Source organism: Rufibacter sp. LB8, from assembly GCF_014876185.1.
GTDB lineage: Bacteria > Bacteroidota > Bacteroidia > Cytophagales > Hymenobacteraceae > Nibribacter.
The window spans coordinates 742,225-754,179 of sequence record NZ_JADALJ010000001.1; the positions used below are offsets into that span (position 1 = coordinate 742,225).

Sequence of the window (11,955 nt, forward strand, 5' to 3'; positions counted from 1 at the left end):
GAAACGGAGCCGAAAACGGAGCGGAAAATGATCTAAGAAAAGGGAACGCCTCACCGGCTTCTCTTCTACATACCATACCCTAATGACGAATCTGAATTTCCCGTGGCTGGTGAAAATGGCCTGGCGCGACAGCCGCCGCAACCGCTCGCGCCTGTTTCTGTTCATCTCTTCCATTATTCTGGGCATAGCGGCGCTGGTGGCCATCTTCTCCTTCGGCCATAACCTCCGCGAAGACATTGACAAGCAGGCCCTGGGCATGATTGGCGCCGATCTGGTGCTGAGCAGCAACCGTCCCGTAGAACCTTCGGTAAAACCACTGCTCGATTCTTTAGGCGATGAACGTTCGCAGGAGCGCAGCTTCGCGTCTATGATTCTGTTCCCCAAGAACCAGGGCACGCGGTTGGTACAGGTGCGCGCCTTGGAAGGGGCCTACCCGTATTACGGTGCCTTGGAAACCACCCCGCCAGAAGCGGGCCAAAGTTTTAAGCAGGGCCAGCAAGCTTTGGTGGACAAGACTCTGATGCTGCAGTTCAATGCTCAGGTGGGTGATTCCATTAAAGTAGGGGAGGTCACGTTCCAGATTGCGGGTATTTTGAACAAGGCACCGGGGCAGTCGGGTATCTCCGCTACGGTGGCGCCGGCAGTGTATATTCCCTTGCGCTATTTGGCCCAAACCGGGTTGGAGCAGAAAGGCAGCCGCATTAATTACCTGTTTTACTACCAATACAACCGCGGCACTGACGTGGAGAAACTGGCCAAAAGCTTAGAGCCCCGGCTGGAGAAAGAAAACCTGAACGCGGAGACCCTGGCTTCCCAGCGCCGCGAAATGGGCCAGTCGTTTGAAGATCTGACCGGTTTCCTTTCCTTGGTAGCCTTTATTGCCTTGCTTTTGGGCTGTATTGGCGTGGCCAGTGCCATACATGTGTACATCAAAGAAAAGCTAAATTCCATTGCCATTCTGCGTTGTCTGGGCGTGAGCGCGAACCAGGCCTTCATGATTTATGTGCTGCAGATTCTGGGCATCGGGTTTTTAGGCTCGGTGCTGGGCGCGGCCTTGGGCACGGTGGTGCAGCAGGTGCTGCCGCAGGTCTTACAGGATTTACTACCTATTGAGTTAACGGTGGGTATTTCCTGGCTGGCCATATTGCAGGGCGTTGGGCTGGGCGTGATGATTTCCCTGTTATTCGCGTTGTTGCCCTTGGTGAGCATCAGGAAGATTTCGCCGTTGAACACCTTGCGTTTGTCTTTTGAGGAAACCAGCTTGTTCAGAGACCCCGTGAAATGGTTGCTGTACGCGCTGGTGTTGCTGTTCATCTTCGGGTTCACGTATCTGCAGACGCAGGAGGCCAAGGAGTCTTTCTATTTCACGCTAGGCGTGCTGGTGGGCTTTCTGGTCTTGATGGGCGCGGCGTGGGGTTTGATGTGGACTGTTAGAAAATTCTTCCCGGCTAGCTGGAGTTACCTCTGGCGCCAAGGCTTGGCTAATCTGTTTCGGCCTAACAACCAGACGTTGATTTTGATTGTCTCCATTGGCCTGGGCACGGCCTTTATTTGTACACTGTATTTTGTGCAGGGCATTCTGTTGAACCGCGTCACGCTGGCGGCCAGTGAAAACCAACCCAACATGGTTTTGTTTGACATTCAGCCCGCCCAGCGCGAGGCCGTAGCGCAGTTGACCAAAACCCAGGGCTTGCCCGTTATTCAGCAAGTGCCCATTGTAACCATGCGCATTGAGGAAATCAACGGCCTCACCGAAGAGCAGGCCCGCAAAGACAGCTCCTCTGGCGTAACTCAGCGGGCCTTCCAGCGCGAGATCAGGACCACGTTCAGAGATACGCTCACCGCCTCTGAGAAGATTGTGAAAGGCACCTGGCAAGGCAACGTGGCCAGCGCGGCAGACACGGTGTATGTGTCCGTGGCCGATGATTACGCCGAACGCATTAAAGTGGAAGTAGGCGACCGCATTGTGTTCAACGTGCAGGGCGCCTTGGTGCCAACCGTGGTGGGCTCTATCAGAAAAGTAGACTGGAACCGCATTCAAACCAATTTCAGGGTTGTTTTCCCAGTGGGTGTATTGGAGGAAGCGCCGCAGTTCCACGTCCTGATCACGCGGGTGGCCACGCCTGAGGCCTCGGCTAAGTTCCAGCAGGCGGTGGTGCAGAATTTCCCGAACATCTCCATTGTGGACCTGGAATTGATCTTGAGCGTGATAGATGAACTACTGGACAAGATTGGGTTTGTGATCAAGTTTATGGCCGCGTTCAGCATTATTACAGGGTTGGTGGTTTTGATTTCGTCGGTGCTGATCAGTAAGTACCAACGAATGCAGGAAAGCGTCTTGCTGCGCACGCTGGGCGCGAACAAAAACCAGATTTATGCCATCACCTCGCTGGAATATTTCTTTTTGGGGGCGCTGGCTTCGGGCACGGGCATCTTGTTGTCCCTGGCCGGTAGTTGGGCCCTGGCGAAGTACAGTTTCGAGACATCGTTCTCCCCGGAACTGTTGCCAGTTCTGGGCTTGTTTGCGCTGATTTCGTTTTTAACCGTGGCCATTGGCTTGTTCAACAGCCGGGGCGTGGTCAATAAATCGCCGTTGGAAATTTTGCGGTCAGATGTTTAGTTAAAACTAGCACTTTCTAAACCAGAAAAGGTTTTTATGCGAATTTCGTTTTCGGGTTCATTTCCAGAATGGAGCCCGAAAACGGAAAGCGGCGGTTTTTTGCTTGGCGGGTTTCTCCACCAAGAGATAAAAGACATAGGCAAACCCAAATCCCAGCACTATGCCGCCGAAAAATACCAGCGTCTTCAGTAACGGGCCTGATACCTGCGGCATGAAAAAGTTATGGAACGCCATGGCCGTGAAGAAGTGGGTGAGGTACAACGAATAAAAAATATCGCCTAAAAAGTGAGCACTTTGCCGCCCAAATTTGGAAAGAAAAGAATGAAGCTTATGCCTGGAAACATCAGGAGAAGCACCTCCAAATTCGCCAATGACGCATTTCCGCGCAGCGAAGGTAACGCCTGAATTTGCGGGAGGTTAAATGCTCAAATTTCCTTTTCTCAATGTCTGGCTTTGGTGGAATTGCCTTTATCTGGAGGTGACGGTTACCCGGAAAAGTTTTTTATCACCAAAAAGCGTGGGGCAGGAGGCTACTTCAAGTAACATATATTTCTTAAAAAGCGCATCTGACGGAGAATTCAGTAACAGCCGCGCGCGCGAAAAGACAGGTGCATCGGTGGAGTAATCTGTGTAAATAATTTGGTTTTGAGCAATTGCCTGGCTGATCACGGAATCTAACCTGGCGGGCCGGTCCCAGGTTTCATAAGCCATCGGGAAGGGTTGCCCGGTTTTATAATGGTAATAGGCGTTGAAGTGCGTTTTGTCTTGCAGCAATAGCACCTGAGCCGGTTTTTTCTGCATTGTTTGGTACAGGCAAGCGTGGTTGGTGTATCTGTGGAAATGATTGGGCACCAGGCCATAAGTTGTATTCCAGAGCAGCAGACCCAAGCCCAGGGCAATTCCCGTTTTCGGCCTCCATTCCTGAAATGAAGCCAAAACCAGCACCACCAGAAACGGAAACATGACCATAAACTCAGCATTCCCCACGGCGTACCAGGCAAACAACAACTGGAGCAACAGCACCAACACATGGCTTTTGAGAACCAGGGGCTGAACTACTATGCTTTTTCTGATTCTTGCAACCATGGTTAAAACTCCCCAAACTATAAGCGCAAAGGCCATCAAACCCGGAACCAACCACAACCAATGCTGCAGGAAAAGGAAATAGAGTCGGCCATGGACCTCCATAAACGTACGGACCAGACTAATGCCGGTCATCAGAAAATTTTGGCCGGAGATGGTAGTTTGTACACTGGCCTTATAAAAATCCTGAAAGACGAATTGGAGTGTTTGACCAAAAGGAATTCCCAGGTGCCCCATCACCAAGCCATAGCCCAGCGGCACCACTAACGCCGGAACAAAATACCAAAACCAGGTCCACGGTTTTGCCCTCGGAACCCAAACCAACGACAGCCCCAAGCCCAGCCACCAGAAAAAATGTATCTGGTGAAAAAGGCACGCAAACGCCGCCCAAAAGCCGCTAAGTAGTAGGTGAGAGGTGCTTTGGTGTTGGCTGTATTTCACCCAAAACAAACTGCCCAGCAACGAAAAGAAAATAGGAATCAGGTACGTCTCGTTCTCCGTAGCATACCGCATAGGCCCAAAGCTGGCGCCTGCCACCAGCAAAAATCCTGTAATGACCCAAGGGTTTGATTGAATCCTTTTTAAAATCCGGAACAAAACCCACAGGCTTGCCACTGCAAAAATGCTGTTCAAAAGCTGCATGGAGGGCAACGCCGAAGTATGGAAGCCAATCGTAGAAAGCAACTTCGTGAAAGCCCAGCCGGTGGCGTTGTAGAGCAAATGATGGGGCTTCCAGAGGTCGGTTTCCCAGCGCACACTGGCGGCGTAGGCGTAGGCATCTGCCGTGGGGTTTTGGTTGGGCAAAGTCGTGTACAGCATCAGAAAACCTGCCATCACCACAAAGGGGAGAAGCTTCGGCCAAGGAAATAAATTGCTCTGGGTTGATTGCATGTCACAAGACGGCAGCTGGCTGCCAAACCGAAAAACAGGAACCTAAAGGTATTGGATTCTCCCTGTTTTCAAGGCAATAACTCTAGAAAAACCAAAACTTGCAGCGGATGGGAGAGAGGGAATTTTTCCGTTTTCGGGCTCATTTCTGAAAACGAGCCCGAAAACGGAAATCCATTTAAAAGACGTTTGATGATTTGGTTAATAAGGGCTTGGTTTTTGCGCCCGGTTAGAATTCACTAATTTAGCATATCACCAAACGTACCCGCATGAACCACAAACTCACTTCAGCCGCCGCCCTGGCCTTTGCCGCCTTTATGGCCGCTGGCTGCGCTAAAAATACAACTCCTTCCGCTTCGGCCACCGCAACTTCGCCGGCGTATGGCATTAATGCGGTGCAGGAGACAGATCCGCTTAGGGCCACCAATACATCTTCGCCGCAGGTAATCACAGATAATCAGGATTTTAAGTACGTGATGGAGCAGTTCGCTGATTTGCGCATTCTGCGCTACCGCGTGCCGGGATTTGAGACCTTGAGCCTGCAGCAGAAAGAACTGTTGTATTACCTCTATGAAGCCGCGCTCAGTGGCCGTGACATCATCTATGACCAGAATTTCAAGCACAACCTGCGCATCAGACGCACGCTAGACGCCATTGTGCAGAACAAGCGCGACCGCTCCACGTCACCTGACTGGGAGAATTTTATGGTCTACACCAAGCGCGTGTGGTTCTCCAACGGCATCCATCACCATTATTCCACCAACAAGATTTTGCCTGAGTTCAGCAAGGAATTCCTGGCGCAGAGCATCCGCAAGCTATCGGCCAACCAGTTGCCGCTGCAGCCCGGTGAAACCCTGGAAGCCTTTACCCAATGGCTCACGCCTCTGTTGTTTGACCCCGCCGTAGCCGCCAAACGTGTCAACCAAACCGAAGGCGCTGATTTGGTCAGCACCTCGGCTAACAATTATTATGAAGGCGTGACCCAGAAAGAAGTGGAAGCCTTTTACGCTAAGAAAGCAGACAAGAAAGACCAGCGCCCGGTGTCGCATGGCCTCAACTCCAAACTGATGAAGGAAAACGGCCAGTTGGTGGAAAAGGTCTATAAAATGGACGGCATGTACGGCGCTGCCATCAAGCGCATTGTCTTCTGGCTGGAAAAAGCCATTCCGGTAGCCGAAAACGACCAACAACGCATGGCCCTGCAGAAACTGGCCCAATACTATCGCACCGGCGACCTGAAAGTGTTTGACGACTACAACATCGCCTGGGTCAATGACGTGGACTCGCGCACCGATGTGGTGAACGGTTTTATTGAGGTGTACGGTGACCCGTTGGGGATCAAAGCGGCCTATGAATCGGTGGTGTCTTTTAAGGACGAAGAAGCCTCCAAGCGCATAAAAGCCATAGGCGACCAGGCGCAGTGGTTCGAGGATAATTCGCCGCTGTTGCCGCAGCACAAGAAGAAAAACGTGGTGGGCATCACGGCCAAAGTGATTACTACCGTGGTGGAAGCCGGTGACGCAGCGCCAGCCACGCCCATTGGCATTAACCTGCCCAACGCCAACTGGATCCGGAAAGAACACGGCTCCAAATCGGTGAACCTGGGCAACATTGTGAATGCGTACAATGAATCTGCCAACACCGGCGGAAGCGCCCTGGCCGAGTTCGCCTATACCCAGGAAGAGATTGACCGCGCCAAGAAATACAGCTCCCTGGCCAGCGACCTGCACACCGACATGCACGAAGTAATCGGTCATGCTTCGGGTCAGATAAACCCCGGCGTAGGCACGCCCAAGGAAACCCTGAAAAACTACGCCAGCACCATTGAAGAAGGCCGCGCCGATTTGGTAGCCCTGTATTACGTAATGGACCCTAAACTGGTGGAAATTGGCGTGATGCCCAGCCTGGAAGTTGGCAAAGCCGAGTACGACGGGTACATAAGAAATGGTTTGATGACGCAGCTGTCGCGCCTGGCGCCCGGCGAGCAGGTAGAGGAAGCCCACATGCGCAACCGGCAGATGGTGGCCGCCTGGGTTTTTGAGAAAGGCAAGAAAGACAATGTGGTAGAACGCGTGACCAAAGACGGCAAGACCTACTTCAAAGTGAACGATTACCAGAAGCTGCGCGCCTTGTTCGGGCAGTTATTGCGGGAGACTCAGCGCATAACCTCAGAAGGGGATTACAGCGCGGCCCGTAACCTGGTGGAAACCTACGGCGTGAAAGTTGACAAAGCCCTGCATACTGAAGTGTTGGAGCGGTACAAGAAACTGAATATTGCGCCGTATTCCGGTTTCATTCAGCCTATTTTGTCACCAGTGGTGAAAGACGGAAGAATAGTAGATGTGTTGTTAACCTACCCGGGCAGCTTTACGGAACAAATGCTGGAGTATGGCAAAACGTATAACCTACTGCCGCACTACAACTAAGCCGTTTTCGGGCTCATTTCTGAAAACGAAGCCAAAAACAGGAAAGCCAAACCTAGAGGGTCTGGCTTTCTTGTTTTAAAAGAAGTGCTAATGACTAAATAGAATACTGACTAACCTTGTTGTGATTTCCTGTCGCGCATTCCGTCTCCCTTATATTGGGGTCGGGGGATGATTCCGACAGCAGAAGTAAAAATGACCACTGCCGCAAGTTTAGTGGCAGCGTAACTTGTGGTTTTTCACTTGGTCAGTTTATCAACTGACGTGAGTTTTTAAACTCACCATATTGAGTACCACAAGTTACGCTATCGCTAAACTTGCGGTAGACTACGTCATCTTCTCCCTAAAATGGCTATGATAGCTTTGTTATTTTTGAGAATAATTCCCAGGTTTTACAATTCTTCCCGCAACACCTTCACCGTCACCAATAATTGACCCGTATGGCGCATGGTGTGTTCGGCGGCATGAAAGAGCAGTCCCATAACGGTGGAAGGAAGTTTGGCCCGCCCAACCTCTCTGGGTTCCGTTAATGTGGCTTCCTTGGTCTCTTTTAATTGCTGGATAAAGACTTCTATTTGCCGGAAGAATGCTTGCTGCAACGCTTGTGCTGTTTCTCCTTTTTCAGCGGAAAGACCTTCGGTTTTGAAGTTCTCCAAATCTTGTGGCGTTAAGGATTCGCCGCGGGCATAAATGGCTAAGCGATGCAACACGCCGGTCAAATGTTGGAGGTGGAACGCTACGGAGGCTGCGCCTGCAGGTTTGGTCCAGAGTTGGTGGTCTGGGAATTCTTGCAGCAGGGCAGCTACTTCTTCTTGGGCTTGCAGCAGGGCATGGGCTACTGGTTGAAGGAGTGCGGGCACCTGGGGCACAGGCCCTCTGAGCCACACTTCTGGTAAGGGTTGTTTTTCCATGGCTGGCAAATTAGGTATAAAACAAAAATGCCCGGCACAGGGCCGGGCATTTTTTATCTCACTAGGTCTGCTAGATCCTTACTGGATGAAGAGACGGAATTCAGCTCTACGGTTGCGAGCACGTCCGGCGTTGGTAGTGTTAGGCGCTGCTGGGCGCTCCTCACCAAATCCTTCAGTGATCACACGGTCAGAGGCAACACCTTTCTGGTTGATGAAGTAAGACTTGGCAGCCTCGGCTCTTCTTACAGAAAGCTCCTGGTTATACTCGTTTGAACCAATGTGGTCAGCGTGGCCAGAGATACGCAGGTTGTAGTGCGGGTATTTGCCTAACATGGTAGAGATTCTGTCTAAGGTTGGGTAAGAAGTTGGCTTCAGAACCGCTCTGTTAAACTCAAACTCAATCTTAGGAACACGGGCCATGTACGTGCTGTCTTCAGCGTCTAAGCTAGGGCAACCCATGTTAGCGGCAGAACCAGCAACATCTGGACATCTGTCAACATCATCGTTCACACCGTCTCCGTCACGGTCTAATACTACTGGGCAACCAGAAGCGTCAACTCTTGTACCGGCTGGGGTATCTGGGCATTTGTCATTTTTGTCAGCTACGCCATCACTGTCTGCATCTGGGCAACCTCTTGTGGCTCTAGGACCAGCTTGGTCTGGGCATTCGTCTTCAGAATCTCTGATGCCGTCACCGTCGCGGTCTGGGCAACCCTCAAGGGCGGCAGTTCCAGCTTCAGTAGGGCATTTGTCTTGGTAATCCGGAACACCGTCACCGTCACCGTCTAATGGGCAACCGTTTTTGTCAACCTGCACACCGGCTGGGGTGTCTGGGCATTTGTCTCTTCTATCAGAAACGCCGTCACCGTCAGTGTCTTTTGCTTTTCCTAAGCCAAAGGTAAGGCCCACGTTGTGCTGTAAGAAACGGTCATTTTTTTCGCTTCTGTCTGGGTAAGCCAACCCGTCAATCTGGTCAGTGTTGGGGTAGTTAAGAGTAGATTGCACCATAAGGCCAATGCTCTCGGTAATTCTGAAGTTAAGACCCGCACCCCCGAAGAAGTTCATGGTCAGGTTACCGTTGTCCACTACGGTGGTTGTACCGTTGGCGGCAGGAAGCGTACCTTCTAAGTTGTTGTACATTCCGCCAAGACCGGCAATAAGGTAAGGCTTCACGAAAGAATCTTCTTTAAGGATCTTGCCGTTGTTGAGCTTCAGTTTCAACCCTAAGCTGGCTAAGCCAATCTCGTTGTCAAAAGTACCAAGGCCGTTGTTGCCATTGTAATTAACAGGGCCTTCTTGCTTTAGTTGACCATATGTAAGGTCTAAACCCAGATCAAAGGAAGGAGACAGGTACTTGTTTATGCCAATGCCGCCTCCCCAGGTTGAGTTGCTAACATCCCAGAAATCATTGCGGAGGTTAGAGCGAAGCTGGAAGTTGCTTCCGTAAATAGATAAACCCCAAGGTCTGTCAGCTGACTGCGCTCTAGAATCAGGGGCAGCTACAATAGACAGCAGCAATGCGCCGGCTACAGAAGCTTTAAGTAAGGTTTTTTTCATAGTTGTAAAAAAATTGGAATATAGTGTAATGCCCATATTTACCGCTTTTAGCTTAAAATGTTTCCTTTTCTTTGAAAAAAAATATGGGTAACATAGGTAAGTGTCTGTAAATCAGGAATAACAATGTATTTAAAAGTGCTATATTTCTACTGTTGAGGTTTAGGCTATCAATGGAATTGCGTGAAATACCGTTTTTGCACCCTGTCATTTAAAAGCTTATAGGGTCAGGTATAGAAAGGAAACCTGGAAAAATTCATAAATGTAGCTTTGCAGCTAAGGATAGGGTTTTAATGGGCGTGTCTTAGAAAATAAGCGAAGAAAGGTAAGACCATTTAAGTAGTGGTGGGATTACCAGAAATTAGAAAAAAAGAAGGGAGGGCGTTTCGGCCCTCCCTCTGCAGTAGAATATAACTATCTCTATACGTTAAATCTAAAGTGCATGATGTCACCGTCTTGCACCACGTAGTCTTTGCCCTCCAAAGACATCTTACCGGCTTCCTTGATTTTGGCTTCGGTTTTATATTCCTGGTAGTCTTTTAGTTTGATGACCTCTGCGCGTATAAAGCCTTTCTCAAAGTCTGTATGGATCACGCCGGCAGCCTGTGGCGCCTTCCAACCTTTTCTGATGGTCCAGGCGCGCACTTCTTTCACACCGGCGGTAAAGTATGTCACCAGATCAAGCAGGGCATAGGAAGCTCTGATCAATTGGTTCAGGCCAGATTCCTTCAAGCCGTATTCGCCCAGGAACATTTCCTTTTCTTCGGGTTCTGTGAAATCTGCGATCTGCTCTTCAATAGCCGCGGAAATGACCACCACCTGGGCGTTCTCATCTTTCACGTGCTCTTTGAGGGCGTCCAGGAATTTATTGCCTTTTAAGATAGATTCCTCATCTACGTTGGCCACGTAAATCACGGGCTTGATGGTGAGGAGTTGCAAGTCTTCTACAGAGGCCAGGTCTTCCTCAGAGACATCTAAGGAACGGGCGTTCTTGCCGCTCTCCAAATGCTGCTTGAACCGCTGCAAAGACGCGAACTCTTTCTTGGCGTTGGCATCACCTGACTTGGCGGTACGTTCCACCTTAGAAATTTTCTTATCAATGGATTCCAGGTCTTTCAGCTGCAGCTCAGTGTCAATCACGTCTTTGTCAAACACGGGGTCCACGCCGCCGGCCACGTGCACAATGTTGGGGTCATCAAAACAGCGTACCACGTGAATGATGGCATCTACTTCCCGTATGTTGGCCAAAAACTTGTTGCCCAAGCCTTCGCCTTTGCTGGCGCCTTTCACCAGGCCGGCAATGTCTACAAACTCCATGACGGTGGGCAGCACGCGCTCTGGGTGCACCAGTTCCTCCAGAATGTGCAGGCGCTCATCAGGCACGGTGATCACGCCCACGTTGGGTTCAATGGTGCAGAAAGGGTAGTTAGCCGATTCTGCTTTGGCATTTGACAAGGCATTGAACAGCGTAGATTTCCCCACGTTTGGTAAACCCACTATTCCGCAACGAAGTCCCATATAATAAAGGTTGGTCTAAAGTCTAAGTAAAAATTTACAGGGCTGGCTAACCTTCTACTAAAAAAAGGTTTGACTGGCCCGCTAAACGGCCGCAAAGATACAAATTCTGGCGGCATTTTTGATGTTAACCAGCAACCTTCCGTTTTAGGGCTCATTTCCGGAAATGAGCCCTAAAACGGAAATGGCCGGGCTCTGGGTTTTGCACCTGCACCTGGAAACCTGCTCTTTCAAACTGTTCCATTTTCATCATAACCAATGGTAGGGTAAAGGCCCTGCAGCCAATTCTCTATTTAAACGCCTATGAAAAAGTTTTTCTCTCTCTTCCTTCTTTTGATGGTTAGTTATGGCCTACACGCCCAACACGTTGAAAAAGATATTTTCGGCGATTTAGTATACGCCTCCAAAGACCAGGTATACAAGGCTTTTCTCAAAAGAGACATTTTCAACAACCTGACCTTTACAGACAGCAACAATAACCAGGTACACTACAACCACCAATACCTGGTTTCTAACTACACCGGTATTTTCTCTAATGAAAAAGTGCGGATGGATTTCTTCAGGGATTTGCTTTACGTGAACCGGCCCAGGGCAGGCTACCAAGCCACTTATGAAATTGACATCTTTGGCGCTACCTCCATCACCGACAATTTGAAACGAGGACTGAAAATAGAGAAAGATATTTCTGGCCATCTGCAGTACTCCGGCAAAGGCCGGGAGGGGAATTTCTCTTTGGAGAGAAACATCCATGGAGATCTGGAATACTCAGTCGGAAACGCCCGCGCCTACCTCAAAAAGGATCTCCACCAAAGATGGGTGTACACCGACAGCCAAGGCAATACATTGGAGTTCAGCCCCAAAACCTGGGAGATGCTCAAGCGCAGGCATAAAAATGAGGAGGAACTCATGCTGCATTTGGTCCACCAGTTCTTGTTTATTTAAAGAGAAGCAGATTCATCAG

Annotated in this window: 8 protein-coding genes; 3 read left to right on the forward strand and 5 right to left on the reverse strand. The window is 50.1% G+C overall.

Translation table 11 applies throughout. The annotated features are described in order from the left end of the window. Positions 1–82 precede the first annotated feature (82 nt). Positions 83–2,620: an ABC transporter permease gene (locus tag IMY23_RS03160; RefSeq protein WP_225986397.1), complete on the forward strand. Its 2,538-nt coding sequence runs from the start codon at positions 83–85 to the stop codon at positions 2,618–2,620. A 57-nt stretch (positions 2,621–2,677) separates the two neighbouring features. Here IMY23_RS03160 and IMY23_RS03165 read toward each other — a convergent pair whose 3' ends face one another. Both IMY23_RS03165 and IMY23_RS03170 read right to left on the reverse strand, forming a co-directional pair. Continuing rightward, on the reverse strand, positions 2,678–2,854 hold the full coding sequence (locus tag IMY23_RS03165) for a hypothetical protein (protein ID WP_192820700.1): 177 nt from the start codon (positions 2,852–2,854) through the stop codon (positions 2,678–2,680). Positions 2,855–3,088: 234 nt separating this feature from the next. Further along, the gene (locus IMY23_RS03170) at positions 3,089–4,594 is read right to left on the reverse strand and encodes a glycosyltransferase family 39 protein (protein WP_192820701.1); all 1,506 of its coding nucleotides are present in this window, start codon (positions 4,592–4,594) and stop codon (positions 3,089–3,091) included. Positions 4,595–4,860: 266 nt separating this feature from the next. On the opposite strand from IMY23_RS03170, the gene IMY23_RS03175 reads away from it, so the two are divergent. Further along, positions 4,861–7,017: a dipeptidyl peptidase 3 gene (locus IMY23_RS03175; RefSeq protein WP_225986398.1), complete on the forward strand. Its 2,157-nt coding sequence runs from the start codon at positions 4,861–4,863 to the stop codon at positions 7,015–7,017. 389 nt (positions 7,018–7,406) lie between these two features. Here the strand turns inward: IMY23_RS03175 and IMY23_RS03180 are convergent, their stop codons facing one another. The 3 genes from IMY23_RS03180 to ychF all read right to left on the reverse strand — a co-directional run bounded on the left by IMY23_RS03180 (position 7,407) and on the right by ychF (position 10,997). Further along, positions 7,407–7,925: a DinB family protein gene (locus IMY23_RS03180; protein WP_192820702.1), complete on the reverse strand. Its 519-nt coding sequence runs from the start codon at positions 7,923–7,925 to the stop codon at positions 7,407–7,409. Between the two features lie 78 nt (positions 7,926–8,003). Beyond that, positions 8,004–9,482 carry an OmpA family protein gene (locus IMY23_RS20200; protein ID WP_192820703.1) on the reverse strand — a complete coding sequence of 493 codons (1,479 nt, stop codon included), beginning with the start codon at positions 9,480–9,482 and terminating at the stop codon, positions 8,004–8,006. Positions 9,483–9,899: 417 nt separating this feature from the next. Then, entirely contained in the window at positions 9,900–10,997 is a 1,098-nt protein-coding gene (ychF, locus tag IMY23_RS03190; RefSeq protein ID WP_192820704.1) for a redox-regulated ATPase YchF, read from the reverse strand. Positions 10,998–11,297: 300 nt separating this feature from the next. Between ychF and IMY23_RS03195 the strand changes: the two genes are divergently transcribed. Continuing rightward, positions 11,298–11,936: a hypothetical protein gene (locus IMY23_RS03195; RefSeq protein ID WP_192820705.1), complete on the forward strand. Its 639-nt coding sequence runs from the start codon at positions 11,298–11,300 to the stop codon at positions 11,934–11,936. The last annotated feature ends 19 nt before the right edge of the window (positions 11,937–11,955 follow it).